At 41.6% G+C, this 16173-nt stretch carries 16 protein-coding genes and 1 pseudogene; 8 read left to right on the forward strand and 9 right to left on the reverse strand.

Translation table 11 applies throughout. The features are described 5' to 3' along the window. Nucleotides 1-218: 218 nt before the first annotated feature. The 4 genes from nirB to cobA are packed head-to-tail and all read left to right on the forward strand — an operon-like array spanning nucleotide 219 to nucleotide 4638. Entirely contained in the window at nucleotides 219-2660 is a 2442-nt protein-coding gene (gene nirB / locus AB4Z50_RS34305; protein WP_441886680.1) for a nitrite reductase large subunit NirB, read from the forward strand. Between the two features lie 13 nt (nucleotides 2661-2673). Beyond that, entirely contained in the window at nucleotides 2674-2988 is a 315-nt protein-coding gene (gene nirD, locus AB4Z50_RS34310) for a nitrite reductase small subunit NirD (protein WP_441886683.1), read from the forward strand. Nucleotides 2989-3001: 13 nt separating this feature from the next. Continuing rightward, nucleotides 3002-3865, forward strand: a complete 864-nt coding sequence (locus AB4Z50_RS34315; RefSeq protein WP_441886686.1) for a formate/nitrite transporter family protein — start codon at nucleotides 3002-3004, stop codon at nucleotides 3863-3865. Continuing rightward, complete coding sequence (gene cobA, locus AB4Z50_RS34320; RefSeq protein ID WP_441886689.1) at nucleotides 3862-4638, forward strand: uroporphyrinogen-III C-methyltransferase; 777 nt, start codon at nucleotides 3862-3864, stop codon at nucleotides 4636-4638. The genes AB4Z50_RS34315 and cobA overlap by 4 nt, the downstream gene beginning before the upstream one ends. 1019 nt (nucleotides 4639-5657) lie before the next feature. Here the strand turns inward: cobA and AB4Z50_RS34325 are convergent. From AB4Z50_RS34325 to AB4Z50_RS34345, 5 genes are read right to left on the reverse strand one after another with little or no spacing between them, the layout of a single operon-like run. Then, nucleotides 5658-7088: a PQQ-dependent sugar dehydrogenase gene (locus AB4Z50_RS34325; RefSeq protein ID WP_441886692.1), complete on the reverse strand. Its 1431-nt coding sequence runs from the start codon at nucleotides 7086-7088 to the stop codon at nucleotides 5658-5660. Between the two features lie 38 nt (nucleotides 7089-7126). Then, nucleotides 7127-7702, reverse strand: a complete 576-nt coding sequence (locus AB4Z50_RS34330; RefSeq protein ID WP_441886695.1) for a hypothetical protein — start codon at nucleotides 7700-7702, stop codon at nucleotides 7127-7129. A gap of 16 nt (nucleotides 7703-7718) precedes the next feature. After that, nucleotides 7719-8477 (reverse strand): energy-coupling factor transporter transmembrane component T family protein, encoded by a 759-nt coding sequence (locus AB4Z50_RS34335; protein ID WP_441886698.1) that lies wholly within the window; start codon nucleotides 8475-8477, stop codon nucleotides 7719-7721. Nucleotides 8478-8487: 10 nt separating this feature from the next. Beyond that, the gene (locus tag AB4Z50_RS34340) at nucleotides 8488-9339 is read right to left on the reverse strand and encodes an ATP-binding cassette domain-containing protein (protein ID WP_441886701.1); all 852 of its coding nucleotides are present in this window, start codon (nucleotides 9337-9339) and stop codon (nucleotides 8488-8490) included. Next, a complete protein-coding gene (locus AB4Z50_RS34345) occupies nucleotides 9315-10163 on the reverse strand; it encodes an ATP-binding cassette domain-containing protein (RefSeq protein ID WP_441886704.1) in 849 nt (282 codons plus the stop codon). Before AB4Z50_RS34345 ends, AB4Z50_RS34340 begins: the two co-directional genes overlap by 25 nt. Nucleotides 10164-11382: 1219 nt before the next feature. Here AB4Z50_RS34345 and AB4Z50_RS34350 point away from each other — a divergent pair. Further along, nucleotides 11383-11604 carry a DDE-type integrase/transposase/recombinase gene (locus tag AB4Z50_RS34350; protein WP_441886722.1) on the forward strand — a complete coding sequence of 74 codons (222 nt, stop codon included), beginning with the start codon at nucleotides 11383-11385 and terminating at the stop codon, nucleotides 11602-11604. Nucleotides 11605-11667: 63 nt separating this feature from the next. Next, nucleotides 11668-11829: an IS3 family transposase gene (locus AB4Z50_RS34355; RefSeq protein ID WP_441886725.1), complete on the forward strand. Its 162-nt coding sequence runs from the start codon at nucleotides 11668-11670 to the stop codon at nucleotides 11827-11829. A gap of 69 nt (nucleotides 11830-11898) precedes the next feature. Here AB4Z50_RS34355 and AB4Z50_RS34360 read toward each other — a convergent pair whose 3' ends face one another. After that, complete coding sequence (locus AB4Z50_RS34360) at nucleotides 11899-12369, reverse strand: DinB family protein (protein ID WP_339204137.1); 471 nt, start codon at nucleotides 12367-12369, stop codon at nucleotides 11899-11901. Between the two features lie 123 nt (nucleotides 12370-12492). On the opposite strand from AB4Z50_RS34360, the gene AB4Z50_RS34365 reads away from it, so the two are divergent. Both AB4Z50_RS34365 and AB4Z50_RS34370 read left to right on the forward strand, forming a co-directional pair. Beyond that, nucleotides 12493-12639 carry a WGxxGxxG family protein gene (locus AB4Z50_RS34365; RefSeq protein ID WP_441886728.1) on the forward strand — a complete coding sequence of 49 codons (147 nt, stop codon included), beginning with the start codon at nucleotides 12493-12495 and terminating at the stop codon, nucleotides 12637-12639. 144 nt (nucleotides 12640-12783) lie between these two features. Then, the gene (locus AB4Z50_RS34370) at nucleotides 12784-14154 is read left to right on the forward strand and encodes a SpoVR family protein (protein ID WP_441886707.1); all 1371 of its coding nucleotides are present in this window, start codon (nucleotides 12784-12786) and stop codon (nucleotides 14152-14154) included. Between the two features lie 329 nt (nucleotides 14155-14483). Here the strand turns inward: AB4Z50_RS34370 and AB4Z50_RS34375 are convergent, their stop codons facing one another. From AB4Z50_RS34375 to AB4Z50_RS34385, 3 genes and pseudogenes are all read right to left on the reverse strand, one after another. After that, complete coding sequence (locus tag AB4Z50_RS34375; protein WP_441886710.1) at nucleotides 14484-15365, reverse strand: GNAT family N-acetyltransferase; 882 nt, start codon at nucleotides 15363-15365, stop codon at nucleotides 14484-14486. 244 nt (nucleotides 15366-15609) lie between these two features. Then, nucleotides 15610-15837: a DUF7660 family protein gene (locus AB4Z50_RS34380; RefSeq protein WP_441886713.1), complete on the reverse strand. Its 228-nt coding sequence runs from the start codon at nucleotides 15835-15837 to the stop codon at nucleotides 15610-15612. Nucleotides 15838-15954: 117 nt separating this feature from the next. Continuing rightward, nucleotides 15955-16173 (reverse strand): annotated as a pseudogene (locus AB4Z50_RS34385) (hypothetical protein); the annotation flags it as partial.

Genomic DNA, 16173 nt, shown 5'->3' on the forward strand with positions numbered 1-16173 from the left:
AAATTTAAGAAGTGTATGTTATATATATTGACATATAATGCTGTGTCATTGTATATTTACGCTATCAGTAACCAAACATTCTCGAATACAATGGTGTATTCGTCTGAAGCGGCAAAGAAGCCTGCTTTCGTATTCTAGGGAGACGCATGTTCTTCCATGAATATGAGGCAGGCTTTTGTTATTTTCACTCATACAGCGACTGAGAGGAGAGGAAGACTATGGTTTCTTCCAAAAAAAAATTAGTACTTATCGGCAACGGCATGGCGGGGGTTAGAACAATTGAGCATCTTCTCAAGCTTTYCCCAGAGAATTACGACATTACGATTTTCGGTTCCGAGCCTCATCCCAACTACAACCGCATCATGTTATCCTCGGTCCTAGCAGGAGGAGCAGATATGAAGGAAATCATTATTAATGGCTGGGAATGGTACAAAGAAAATAACATTACGCTGCATACGGGGCACAAGGTTACAAACATTGATTCAGAGCGCAAAAAGATTACCTCTCATTTAGGCATAGAAGTGGATTACGATGAGCTCATTATCGCAACTGGCTCCAATCCGTTTATGCTACCGCTACCTGGTGCTGACAAGGAAGGTGTTATCGCATTCCGCGACATTAATGATTGTGAAATGATGATCGATGCATCCAAAAATTATAGGAAAGCAGTCGTGATCGGCGGCGGATTGCTTGGGCTTGAAGCCGCTCGAGGACTTCTTCATTTAGGAATGGAAGTAAACGTCGTTCATATTCATCCCTACTTAATGGAACGACAATTGGATGAAGCAGCATCTAAAATGCTGCAACGTGAGCTAGAAGCACAAGGCATGAAGTTTCTTTTGCAGAAAAATACTGCTTCAATTAAGGGTAAACGACGTGCTTCCGGGCTAACCTTTACCGATGGCACAGAGGTTGATGGAGATTTGGTGGTTATGGCAGTAGGCATCAGGCCAAACATCGAGCTGGCTAGAGCCAGCGGGATTGATGTTAATCGCGGCATCATAGTCAATGATTTTATGCAAACCAATATTCCTGGTATTTACGCTGTTGGGGAATGCGCAGAGCATCGCGGCATTACCTATGGCTTGGTAGCTCCGCTTTACGAGCAAGGGGCTGTAATAGCCAAGCATTTGGCAAACATCGAAACGACAGGCTATTCGGGATCAGTCACATCCACCAAGCTCAAGGTATCAGGCGTTGATGTGTTCTCAGCAGGACGTTTCAGTGATGCTCCTGGTACACGCGCGCTAAAAATTCAAGACGATTTGGCAGGTACGTATAAGAAAATTATCATTCAAGACGGAATGCTGATCGGAACAGTACTCTTCGGTGACATATCGGATGGCGCGGAATTGTTTGCTTCTATTAAGAAGAGAGAATCTGTCGCAGGACGCGAGAAGGAGCTGTTGCTCGGTATATCGTCTGACCTGCTAGGTCAGTCCTCGGGTAATAACAGGCTTGAAGCCATGGCAGATGATGAAATCATCTGTGGCTGTAACGGTGTTGCAAAAGGGACGATAGCCGAAGCAATTACAACAAAAGGCTGCAATACCATAGGCGCCATTAAAGCCTGTACGAAAGCTTCCGCTTCTTGCGGCGGTTGTAAGCCTTTAGTTGAAGGACTCCTTAGCCTATACGGTGGCGATGCAATTGGCGAACCGGTAAAAGAGGGTATATGTGGCTGTACAACGCTGAGCCGTGACGAAATTGTTTCAGAAATAACTCGGATGCGTCTGATGAGTACCAAGGAAGTTATGAATGTGCTTGAATGGCATAATCCGGAAGGCTGCACGAAGTGCCGTCCAGCACTAAACTATTACCTAGGCATGTTATATCCCGAAGAATATGTTGATGAGAAGGAATCACGATTCACAAATGAACGCTACCATGCGAACATTCAGAAGGATGGCACATATTCGGTCGTACCGCGTATTTACGGCGGTGTAACATCACCAGCTGACCTTAAGAAAATTGCCGAGGTCGCTGAGAAGTTTGAAGTTCCATTAGTTAAATTCACCGGTGGACAAAGGCTCGATCTACTTGGTGTCAAAAAAGAGGATCTCCCGAAAATATGGGAAGAGCTAGATATGCCATCCGGTCACGCTTACGGCAAGACGCTGCGTACCGTGAAGACCTGCGTCGGATCAACCTTTTGCCGATTTGGCACACAAGATGCTATGAGTATGGGCATACAGTTGGAGAAAGCGTTTGAGCGTTTGACGGCGCCTGCCAAAGTGAAGCTTGCGGTATCCGGCTGTCCCCGCAACTGTGCAGAGGCTACAATCAAGGACGTCGGTATTGTGGCAATCGAAGGAGGCTGGGAAATTCATATCGCTGGTAACGGCGGCGTAAAGGTAAGAGCTACTGACCTTCTCTGCATTGTAAAAACCGAGGATGAGGTTATGGAATGGTCATCTGCATTTTTACAATATTACCGTGAAAACGCGACATGGAATGAGCGTACCGCACAATGGGTGGAACGTATAGGCCTTACTCCGATTAAGAAAGCGCTCGAGAACCGTGAAGATCGACTCGCCCTTGTGGGCCGCATAGAGAAAACTCTCAGCTTAACGACTGACCCTTGGAAACAAATCGTCGAGAATGAAGACTTACGTAAAAATTTCGAGCAGTTGCCTGGCGCACAGCCGGTACAAATATAGGAGGGGTATACCTATGACAACGAAGCTATTGGCAGCTAACCTTTCTGATATTGATATGAAAGGCTCACGCAGAATTAAAATAAAAGATATCGATATTGCGATRTTCCGCCTATCAGACGGAAGTGTACTCGCCGTAGAAAACAGCTGCCCTCATAAAGGCGGTTTGCTATCTGAGGGTATGGTATGTGGTTCAACCATCCATTGTCCGCTTCATGATTGGAAGATTGATCTAAGGAGCGGCAGTGTGCTAGAGCCGGATAACGGTTGCATTAGAACCTTTGAAACAGAAATCGACCACATAAGCGGCTCTATTTATATAAAGATATAAGGTGGAGTGGTGTATGTCGTATGTAAAGCCTACCGAAGTACTGGATGCTATGATTGATGCCGGAACAACAAAGGCAAACCTAAGCGCCTTACAAATGGTCGTTCGCGGTTTTCTCGCGGGAGCGATTCTTTCCTTTGCAACAACACTTGCCTTCACGGCTGTTACCCAGACCACTGTCGGACTCACTGGTGCAATTATTTTCCCAGTCGGCTTTGTCATTATCGTTTTATTAGGTCTTGAGCTCGTAACTGGCACGTTTGCACTCATTCCATTATCGATCCTTGAACGTAAAACAACGATCTCCCGCATGATAGCTAATTATGGTTGGGTTATCTTAGGCCATTTAATCGGTTGTGGATTATACGCTATCCTCTATGGGATGACTATAACGAAGATGGACACTGATATCAGCAACCCGTTAGCACAAATGCTTATTCAGCTTAGCGAGACAAAAACTCTTGGCTACCAGAAGATGGGCTTTGACGGTATCATTCTTGTAACCATTAAGGCTGTGCTATGCAATTGGATGGTGACACTTGGCGTAGTCATGGCGATGACATCTAAATCTACTGGAGGAAAAATACTTGCAATGTGGCTGCCTATATTAACCTTTTTTGCACAAGGCTTCGAGCATGCGGTCGTCAATATGTTTGTGATCCCAGCAGGCATGATGCTTGGTGCTGACGTATCGATGGCAGACTGGTGGCTTTGGAATCAAATTCCGGTATTGGTCGGCAACTTTATAGGCGGTGCTGTGTTTACTGGTATTCTTCTATATCTTTCTCATCGAAAAAAAAGCTCTGCTGCAGTAACGAAGCGTCATACGGAATCATCAGAAATAGAGGTTGCGGCCGCTTCGGAAAGAAGCATCCAATGAAGAAAACTACAAATGGAATCGTCTATATTGTCGGAGCAGGCCCTGGTGATCCCGAGCTTATTACTGTCAAAGCAACGCGCCGTATACAGATAGCCGATATTATATTGTACGATCGGCTTGTAAATGAAAAATTACTTGAATACGCACATCCTGATGCAGAACTAATCTTTTGCGGCAAATCGCCTGGCATTCATGCGATGCCACAGCATCTCATTAACGAGAAACTAATCGAATACGCATTGGAAGGTAAAAGGGTCGTCCGCCTAAAAGGCGGAGATCCGTTTGTTTTCGGACGAGGCGGTGAAGAAGCGTTGGAGCTTGCAGTAAGGGGAATTCATTACGAGATCATTCCAGGAATTACATCTGCTATCGGCGCTGCCGCTGCTGCTGGTATACCGGTCACCCATCGCGATTATGCAGCTTCCTTCGCTTGTGTGACCGGCAGTCGATGCCACGGCGACAAATCACCAATCCGCTGGGATTTACTTGCTCATAGCGTCGATACACTTGCCATTTATATGGGCGTAAGCCAGTTGCCATTCATTAGAGAAGAATTGCTGAAACATGGAAAATCAGCTAAAACCCCGGTGGCAATTATCGAACGAGGCACGCTCGCTAACCAGCGTACAATTATTGGAACACTCGCGGATATTCATACAATCGCTTTATCTATGAAATTGATTAACCCAGCTCTAATTATTATCGGTGAGGTCGTCCATGTCAGGGAACGCCTTCTTTACGCAGAGCAACAGGCGGTTGCTTTCATTGGATAAGTAATCATTAAGCTTAATAACAGTTTTTGCGACTACACTCTACAAAAAGAGGCAAATATCGCAGATTATAACATAGGACCAACCTAATGCCTTAAGATGATTATTACAATTAATGGTTTTTTCACACTATGCTACACTTGTCAGTGGGTCTTTTTAGGAGCATCCTATTATTGTGTTGTACAAAAGTAATTAGCTTCTCAATTCACAAAATGTGATGTCATTCGGAATAAAAAATTATGGAGTAAATCACTGGCCAGAACATAATATCTTGAAATCATTTGTATAGTTTTGATAATCCCCTTGACACCCAAAATAGCCTAATGTCATCATGAGGGAAAGAGTGAACTTGTCTCCAACGTCTTATCCTAACCGTTCGTATTATGAGATCAACCAGTTCTTTCTGGTTGATCCATTTTTCATTTGCATAGAGGATTAATTGCGTATGTGAACAAGTTCCTAAACTGGATTTTCGTATTATTAGTGAAGGAAGAGAGCTTTGATGCAATTCTCAAAAGCATGTCGCCTTATGATCGAATGTAGCCTACGTCTTTTCTATCAATCTATATTCTTGTTAGATCCTCTTGTGTATAGGATTTTACTGTATTCATAAATTCATTCCGATAGGGTTCTGAAAAGTTGAGTTCCTCTTTGAGCGTTGTAAAAGTACGAGCTTCATAAGGGGATTCATAAGCGGTTAGACATTCTTCATTCAACAAAGCAAGATGGTAATAATGTTCACTATCCAGGACATGGCGGATCATCTCTTTTATGTTCATTGCTTATGAATCCGGTCTCCAGTTCAAAAACTCATGCGGAATGCTTCCCCAAATAATCATGCTTCTGCGTCGAATCTCATTTAAATTCTGAATTATGGCTTCTATAGCGTTCATAGCTGCTGAATAGGTTTTGAGAAATCACAAAAAGAAATGGCAAGTCACCTTTAAATTATGAAGTTGGTAATACGGAACCTGATCAGAAAACTGTAAATTTCGTTAATCTTTCTTGAATCTACGCACCCATTAGCCATATGGAACAATTTCAAAAACAGTACCTTGATTAAAATCAGCCACTTTCATAGATCCAAATACTCCTAAATATAGTTTGGTTTGATTCAGATTCGTTCCCAAACTAACATAATAAGCAGATTGAGATCCAAAATTATAATCGGTTTCAATAACACTAAAATCATTTTGCTTACAATCTGTTCTTACCCTTGTAAAAGCTAAAACCCCTCTAATCGGAGGCCCAGATTGTTCTTTCCTTGCTAGATCGGTAAACAGGACGCTTCCCATTAACTCGGGGATTTCATTTCCCATATATGGCTGGACTCCAGTAAGAGCAGTTCCTCCAAACTTATCGGGTCTAGTATCTTTATGAAAATAACTGATTAAAGGTTGAAGACGCCTCGCTGAAGTTTCTACCGTTTCATTGTAATAAGCAATTGTTTTCTCTTCCAAAGTCTGATTTTCAGGGCAGCCCTTTATAAACGAAGTAGGAAAAGCACCTTCCCACCCTCGCCAGCCAAAGTTAATCAAACCTTCTTGGTCAGGTTCTGAATTCATTAAAAAAGAATGAGTAAGYTGAGTAACCGGTATTGGTTTGTAATGAACGAATGAAAATATTGACTCCACCAAATCCTGTCCGACATTTCCTACATATTTGATATACTGACTATAATGTTTTTGAAATGAAATGCCTGGTATATTGCGAACCCCTTTGGCAATTACCGTAAGCGTTTCCTGAATTGATACGGGAAGTTCATTAAAACGTGTGACTACTGGCGAATTATAGATAAATGTATTCTTGACTATATCAATTTCAATTATTTTTCCGAAAATTTCCATTATGTCCTGACTTAAATTAAATGGGTCATATCCTGATCCGCCATCCCCTGTTGTAAAAACAAGCTTTCCTGTTTCAGGTGAAAAATTCAAGCTATTGACACCATTATGATTTAAAAATGGTCTTCTTAAGTTAAGTAATGTCCGTCGTTTTTGGGATTGACCATTCGACTGTAAAATCCATTCTTCTACTGTATCAATATGATCATATTGCGCTTCTCTATTTATCCACTTTAAGTTTAAGGTACTGGGATCACACGGGGTAGGCTTAAAAGATTCAGGAGCACCTGGAAGAGCACCTGGACCTTGCGTTCCAGCTACTGAATAATGAAGATAAAACAGACCGTTATAATAAAATTCGGGATGAAATGCTAGCCCTAGTAATCCCCGCTCATCATATCCACCACTAGATCCACCTAGCTTTATGATTCGCGAGCGAATATCTAAAAAAGTCCTTATATCTCCGTTTCCTACGCAAAAGATCTCTCCTACCTGGGTTGCAATAAATAATCTTTCAATAGAGTCACCTGGGAGTATAGTTGTTTTCAAAACGGTGGGCATATTTAGCCTACTAACAATGGGCCGTAAACTAACCTTTACTTTAGCCAAATCACTCTACTCCCCTTCTAGTTGTTTCCTTTTATCCCTTACACGGATTTTCTTAGTTTCGCTATTAACCGGAGGCTGATTTCCGTCCACATTCCGCTATAAAGCAGACTAAAAAGAAATACATATACGGTTATGTCAATTCGAAAGCTCGTGGCGACCGACGGTCCTAGCAAAGGAAAGCGGAAGGCATATAACACAAGTGTAATTCCAGCCCATAATGCACTTGCAGAAATAAAGATAACCTGAATACGATTTTTGGAGAGAGCAATGAAGATGCCGAGTGCCATCCCAAGCAATCCCGTTGTAAAAGGAAAGACGATTAACTCGCTTGGTTGAATGAGGAACAATAACAAGTTGCTCAATGCATAGGCAGTAAGTCCCGAGCGAAATGAAATGAGGGTCGCGAAAACAATCGGGGCGGTAGAAAGTGGGCTGATCAAGTATCCCACTCCTGGTAAAAAACCTCCCGCAGATTGGAATAATGCGGTTAGGGCACTTAAAAAGGCTATGGTCACTATTAATTTGGTTTGATTTGCGCCAACACTGACTAATGGTGACCCGTACTCTATTTGCGGCAGCGGTTGAGTCCAATATTTTATAAATGGTCCATGCATTATTCAAAGGCCCTCCTTATTTTGGCCATTCGGAGTATAGAGGAACAAACGCAAGCAGAAGGGCCAGGAGCAGCACGATAAAATCGTGCTTGCCTAACTTCAATTGATAAAAAGCGGTTCGGTCGCATCCGGGGTAATAACAGCGGGACTCCATAGCCTCCGACAACCGTTCGGCTCGTCTGAAGATTATGAAAAGTAAGGGGGTCAAAAGTAAAAGCATATCTTTGCCCCTAGCCAGTAAATTCCATCTACCGGGTTGCGGTCCGCGGGCATTCTGTGCTTGCATGATTCGCATAAGATCCTCCAAGAGAAGCGGAAGATAGATAACAGCTATGGTGAACATAAACACAAACGATTCTGTCTTAACTCCCAGGCGTCGCAAAGGAGACAATAACTTTTGCAGCCCCTCCATTTGTTTTTCCGGCGGCGTAGTAGATAACATCAGCGTCATCAACAGAAAAAAAGAAAGCATCTTCAACGTCAGCAGCGCGGCTGCTTCTATTCCATGTAACCGGAATTGAAAGTAATTCAATATCAACAGGACGATGACAAGCCCTTGAATATTTTTCCATACTGTAAGAAGGTGAAGCTTGGAAAGCAAAAACAACAATAAGGCGATAAACGTATGGATCAAGCTCGTTGTTAAAGAATGGGAAGATGCAAGATTTATTGAATAACTAACAACAAACCCGTATTTAGAACGGGGATCAAGCCTGTGCAGTAAGGAATTGCCGGGTACATATTGGAGGGCGGATAAAGGGCCTAAGCTGTTCATTGTCCACCACCTATGTACACATGAGTCGGTCGGTTATGAAGGTGAGAAGCTTGTTTTCTTGAATAAGTTCCGGATCGATTTTCCCTCGGAAAAAGGATTCAAGCTCCTCTTTTAAACGTAGTAACGGTATTGAAGATAAAGGAATATCGGGGTCCTCAAGAGCACGCCGAATTTCGGTTATTTTCAAATCATAGATCAATTGTCCGTGATTTAAAATGACCAGACGGTCTGCATGTTCTAAAGCATCCTGAAGATTATGTGTAATGAAGATTATGGTCATAAGGCGTGTTCGTTGAAGTAAGGTCAGCAAAGCTAGAAACTTCACACGGGTCAATGGATCCAGTCCTACCGTCGGCTCATCTAATATAAGGATCTTTGGCTCTAGGATCAAGGCCCCTGCCAATACAACACGTTTCTTTTCTCCGCCGCTAAGCTGAAAAGGGAAGCGATCCTTATATAGTTCAAAGCTTAAGCCCACATTTTCCATCGCTTCTTTCACTTTTACCGTTATTTCTTGATCATTATAGTTCATCCTGCGAAGCCCATAGCGAATATCCCGAAATACCGTTTCTTCAATTAACTGATGGTCCGGGTATTGGGATACGTAAGTGACTTTGTTCAAGAAATCGGAACGGCTATTTCTGTTGTTCGTCGGGATATGATCCACATTTACGGTTCCCGTATCCGGATGTATTAAACCAGCAGCCAGTTGCCCCAAAGTGGATTTGCCTGACCCGGAAGGTCCCATGACTGCGACAAATTGTCCATCCGGTAAAGAAAAGGTTATATCGTTCACCGCTTTATGCGCCATAGGTGATTTTTTGGCATGCGCATAGCTTACTTTGCTGAAATTGATTCCCATATGGATTTGGCCAATTCCTTTTCTGATCCACAGTATACGGGCAGATCCATACCTTTACTGCGAAGCGCTTTATTGAAACGAACCAGAAACGGCGGAAGTGTCTGAGCCTCTTCGAGAATAAAGGATTGCTTCATTAAAGTGAGGACGTCTCCATCAAAAGTAAGACGTCCATGATTTAGTACCAGGACGCGATCCGCCCTCAAGATGTCTTCCGGATCATGCGTTACCTGGATGATGGTGAATCCCATTCGATGAAGGTCGGACATAACGTCATGCAATTTACCGGCATTTTGCGGATCTAACATGGATGCAGCTTCATCGAAAATGATAACTTGTGGATGCATGACGAGTATGCCTGCGATCGTAACCAATTGCTTTTGCCCGCCGGACAAGGTCCGAACGGACCGGTTCCGCAGCTCTACCAATTGCAGCAATCTCAGTATCCGATCTACTCTTGAAATCATCTCATCTCGCGTGAATCTTAAGTTTTGCAAACCAAACGCGATATCCTCTTCGACAGTACTGCCGACCATCTGTTCTTCAGGGTTTTGGAAAACAACTCCAACCAGCTGACGGATCTTTTGAACATTACCCGGACCGATATTTTCACCGAAAACAAGCACCTTTCCCAGACTTGGTTTCAATAAGCCATTCATTAACTTGACCAAGGTCGATTTTCCCGAACCGTTTCCTCCCACGATGGATACCCATTCACCCGGATTAATGCTGAATTTGAAATCCTTTACTATCCAGTTGCCGTGATCCAAATAGCGGAACGAAACGTCGTCAAATACGACGGATGGCGATTTGGCGGAATCGTTCATCCCGTTACCCCATTCCCGTCTCGTTACCTTCCCCCGCTTTTATAGTGAAAGCGTCKGGCCAGTAACCCTATTTATCGTTTTACAACTCGCCAAGCTATCAATTGGTTTGAAATTCCAGATTGTTTATTCATTTTTCATCATATGAACAAATGGTTGTACCTTATGTTAAACTGTGTGAATCAAACTATAACTTTTCTGCCTACGAGTGTGTGAGTAAAACGGTGAATTTTATTGAAGTTCAATTGACGATTACTTAGAAGTAGATACATATAACGGATGAGCAATTGTAGTTCCGAAAATGAGTATGTCAGGAATTGGGTATCTCGCGTATATCACTGATCCAAGTGGTATGGAAAAAGATAAAAAATTGGGCTCAAAAGGGTCCCCTTGAATTTTGCTTTATTAATGATAATGTGAATCTGGATGGATCGCCCGATTCCTAGAATCGCTTGAGGATGAAGGATATGAAAGAGATGACAATTCAATGTAAGCTAACTGGAGATACATCGTCACGAAATGGCGAATTGGGTTTTCAGCCTTGCAGCATTTTGCTCAAGTCCATATAAAACGCGTACCACCAATGACCGTCCGGATCAGCAAAACCGCAGCAGTACATCCAGYCACCCAGTAACCATAGATGATATTCTTTACCTGGTTATAGTAGCTCCTAAAAAGATACTAAATTTACTTGGAATCAACGTCTTGAATAAAAAGTTGATTTCTATGATAATTTTGCTACTTAACAAAATCTTCAGAATGTGCCACATAATTCTCCTTAACTTTCGACTTTATTATGGACCTTGAAGTAAAAAATCCTGTGCCACTGTGCTCGATAAGATATAATTAAGGGCATAGAACACTTAAAATGCGAAAAAAAGCAGCAGCTTACTAGGATGATAGATTCGTCCTAATCTGCCGCTGCTTCCCCATACTTCTTTTAAAGACTTACGTCAGTTTATGTTATCAAACCCGTACACGGGAAAGATTCAGAACCTGAGTATATGGGTCTAAAAAAGGATTCAATTCAACAAGTAATCGTTATGTTGATTCATTAAATTTAACCCTTTCAATTAGGGCAGTAGGTGAAGGCCAGGGGGGATACAACACTCCCCGCTATACGTCCTTGTGACGCAATAGCTAGTGTAAATGAACCGGGACTTATCCCGAAGTGGATTCTATGCATACTTGAAGCGACTGAACACAGATAAGAATAAGCAGGATCGCTTACCAAACCAGTCATCACAATGACAAGCAACTTGTTCTACAGACGTTCTCTAAGGTCTTTGAGAAGGAAAATGACGTGACTGGGCTGATCTTTCACAGCGATCAGAGCCAGTACACATCCTACGGTTACCATGACATACTACCAAAGGTTGGCGCCCAAATCAGCATGTCCAAGCGGGGCAATTTTTACGACAATGCCTCAAGGGAGAGCTTCTAGTCGCATTTGAAGACAGTAGCGCTCTACCCTTATGATATACGATCAGTAGAAGAACAAAGCTGAATTGAAGAATATATACACTTTTACAACAATAAGCGTCGGCAAAGAAAACTAAACAATTTGGCTCCGATTCTGTCCACTATATGGAATCTTGACCAGCATCATCGGTTTTCCATATGTGTTTTTCCGATGTCTACTATAAGAGAGGCACTTCACTTACTGTGAAGGTTCTTTAGCATGCCTAATTTTAGTATACTGCCTTCGCCAAATAAATTTAAGAGAAAAATGTAAACTTCAATCCCATACCTTTGGCCGTTTTAATCCGGCTACTCTTAAATAATCTAAAAGTTGGCCTGAATGGACTGCTTCATGGTATGCAATTCTTAAAAGCATGTCGCCTAATGATCGAATGTAGCCTACGTCTTTTCTATCAATCTGGATTCTTGTTAAATCCTCTTGTGTATAGGATTTTACTGTATTCATAAATTCATTCCGATAGGTTTCTGAAAAGATGAGTTCCTCTTTGAGCGTTGTAAAAGTACGAGCCTCATAAGGGGATTCATAAGCGGTTAGACTTCCTTCATTCAACAAGGCAAGATGGTAATAATGTTCACTATCCAGGACATGGCGAATCATCTCTTTTATGCTCATTGCTTCTGAATCAGGCCTCCAGTCCAAAAACTCATGCGGAATACTTCCCCAAATAATCATGCTTCTGCGTCGAATCTCATTTAAATTCTGAATTATGGCTTCTATAGCGTTCATAGCTGCTTCCTTTCGACTTCAATTTATTGTACATTATATCAGAACTTACGTTCGTAATACAGCTAAAAAATAGATATTACAAGTAACCAGGATAAATAAGAGTTATCGCCCCCTCGCCTCCATATCCACCATGGAAAACTCCGATCTCATGAAGTCGTTTTTTTTGATTATAATCGTGGTTCAAATTGGGGTTGGCTTGGTCTTTTAGGTCTTCTTGGACTAGCAGGTATGAGAAGCCGAGCAACTGATCGTGACCGTGATCGAGCATAAATACTTTCCCCCTTTGTTAGTCAAAGGGGTTTTCTTTTTATTTTACATTCGAGGTTTAGCAAGATATGGGCTTAGTTTTGTTGTAATTTACGAATGAATTAGACTTGACATTCATTAACGGAACAGGTCGTTAGCGATTGTGTTTTGGGTTTAGGCATTTGCGGTAGAATTAGCAATACCCATCTCTATCGGTCTCAAAAACTTATCACATTTTCTTCATATTTATTGTTATTTGATAAAACTTTCCATAAAATGAAACTCCAATATGACTTCGGCTTAAGTAAGATTTACGAGCTTGTAATTAACTCCAACCCCTGCTACGCATTTCTACTTGAAGGAAATTCTTTAATCCAGAATAAACTCATCGTTGCCCATGTGCTCGCTCACTGTGACTTTTTCAAAAACAATGCTCGCTTTAGTGTTACCAATCGCAATATGGTTGAGAGCATGTCTGCTACAGCGGATCGCATTCATCAATATGAAATGGATCATGGAACAGAAGCAGTCGAAAAGTTTATCGATGCAATACTCGCCATTCAAGAGCATGTCGATCCGACGCTAATAAAGCCCTATCAATTAGATAAGAAACGTTATATCGAAATGGTGCAAAAGGACAGTGAGCGCTCGGAGTGGAATATCCCTTCCTCCTCTTATGATGACTTGTGGAATCTAGACCCGGATCGAACAGCTGCCGCCGCATCAGCCGCTCAATCACAGGCCGCTGACGCCAAACGTTTTCCGCCACGGCCAGAAAAAGATCTCGTATGGTTCATTGAGGAGTACTCCCCTACTCTGGAGGATTGGCAGCGCGACATTCTATCTATGCTTCGCGATGAGATGCTCTATTTCTGGCCGCAAATCGAGACCAAGATTATGAACGAAGGCTGGGCCTCCTACTGGCATCAGCGAATTATTCGCGAGCTTGATTTGACTAGCGATGAAACGATTGAGTTCGCTAAGCTAAACTCCTCTGTCGTGCAGCCATCCCGGCATACCTTGAATCCCTATTATTTAGGTTTAAAAATATTCGAGGATATCGAGCGTCGATTCGATAACCCAACGAAGGAAGAACAAGCACGCTTCGGACGCGTCCCTGGCAAGGGCAGGGAAAAAATGTTCGAGGTACGCGAGCTCGATTCCGATATTTCATTCATCCGCAACTACCTGACGAAGGATCTGGTTAATGATCTTGATCTATACATTTTCGAGAAAAAAGGTCCTGAATGGAAAATTACCGATAAGTCGTGGGAGAAAATTCGCGATCAGCTTGTTTATTCAAAAGTGAACGGTGGGTTTCCTAGCTTGATGGTCAAGGATGGAGATTTTAATCGTGTGGGTGAGCTTTATTTAATCCACGAGTATGAGGGTATGGAATTGGATCTGAAGTATGTGGAGCGTACACTGCCTCATGTCGTTCAGCTTTGGGGCAAAAATGTGCACCTGGAGACATTTGTTGAAGATAAAAAGATCGTGTTCAGCTGTGATGGGAAGAAGACGAGTCGGAAGTTTGTTTAATTTACACGGATATTGTTTCYCAACTCAGCATTAAAGAGCTATCATGCATAGTGTTGAGACAAAAAACCCGATCTTCTCGATCGGGTTTTCTATTTTTTGGACAGAGGGGGCGAAGGGAATGGATACCTCTTATATACAGAATATTTCCTCCATCATATGCAAGTACAAAAATAAGCTATAGTTACCCGTTAGTTGAGAAAAGGCAACTGATCGCCCGACTACCTTTCCATCTGATATTCAAGCTATAAAACATGGTCGGGTGACACAAATCTATTTAAGCTAAACTAAAAATAAAATGTATGAACAACCTTAAATTCAAGATTGGAATATTAGATGCTATGCCAATAGAAAGTATAATGTGAATGCTGATGAAAGCCTAAGGACTTATAAAAAGAATTATCAGAAATAACGTATGCTTTCTTAGCACCTAAGGAACAGCTTCTTTTTAAGGCTTCTAAAACCACCGCTTTACCAAGTCCTTTATGCCGGTACTCTGGAATCGTACATACAGGTTCAACATAAGCATAATCAGTTTTCTGACTATACCATAAGCCGCAGTATGCAATATATTCCCCGTCTTCATTTTCTGCAACAATATGTAGAAATGAATTCAAATTCGTTGCTGACAGCATTTTTTTTTGCTTATGAATAGTTATTTCATCAACAGGCACATGTCCTTCATGGTCAAATGCCTTCCATAGTAATTTCTGATGCTTATATAGATCATTTTTTATATTGAGATTTTTCACTGTTATGCCTTTAGGAGTTATGTAATCAAGGCTAACATTCTCAAGTTCAAGTTCAAGTACATTTTCAGATTGATCATTCTTCACAAATTTCCTTCTACGTAATAAGTCTAGAGTATGAGTATCCGTATCATTCGCCGCAATCCCAAGGCCATCTTCATTACTAAAAGTAGCAATGGCATATTCTAATATTTCTTTTTCTAATTCTACAAACCCTTGCTTTGTTGCAACGAAGGCCTCGCCGAAATAATGGTCATAGATTGCTATACCTACTAACTCATCATTACAATACCACAAGCCAATCTTATCCATTAAGTCACTATTAAAGTCAGGATGAAAAAACATCCATTCCCACCTTGCCCAATTCCAATTTATATGTTTACGGTCATCCTTTGATAATTCAATCAGAAATTCACAAACTTTATCATAATAAGAATTATCGAAATTTCTAAAAACAATTTTCATTTCAATCCCCCATTAAATATTTTTATGTCACAAAAAAATGCTAGTGTATTTCAAAAACTTTAAATAGATTTACTTCTGTATGACACGCAACTTCAACTTACCACATAAAAGTACTATTACTTAAGGTAAATGACAAGTATAACTAACCTGCCCGTTATCTTAATGAAGAGCTACTACATGGCAGCCCTTTCGATGTTCAACTATCGTTTCCAATTAGTTTAAAATTGGAGCTACTATATAATAGTCACTCATAGGATCTTCCGGCAGAGAGGATAATTGCGAAAGTACTCCAATCTGGTTCAAGACTAGCCCCTGTATCCTCAAGCCAAGCCTTCATCCCCTCTAAAAATGATTCCAAATTCGGGTTTTCCCACTCATTTTTATTAGTATCCAAATCACTCTTTAAGGAAGCTACAAAGTGAAGAATATCCTCTTTTGTTTTTACCTCATAAAGCTCATTGTTCTGTATCACCTCAGGAAAGATACTTAGCTAAACTATTTTGTTATTTAATTTTAGCACATATTGGAACTATACTGCCCGTTAGCGCAACGAAGCTGCCAATCCAGATTGAGGTCGAAGTCATTGCAGTTAAACGGACATTTTATGAGCCAACACAATGGCATTAACCGCTGATACAGTATCCTTGGCTACCAGCTGTTCTTCCAGCTTAAAATGAAGTTGTAAGGTAGAGACTGGTGGATTTTTAGTAGAAATCATGAGCCCAACCTCATGAGATGAAAGCACTTTCGCTTGAATGATTTGCAGCCAGGGGATAAGATCCGGTAATGATTTATTCTCCGAAGGGCC

This window comes from Paenibacillus sp. 2TAB26 (assembly GCF_052115145.1).
Taxonomy (GTDB): Bacteria; Bacillota; Bacilli; order Paenibacillales; family Paenibacillaceae; genus Pristimantibacillus.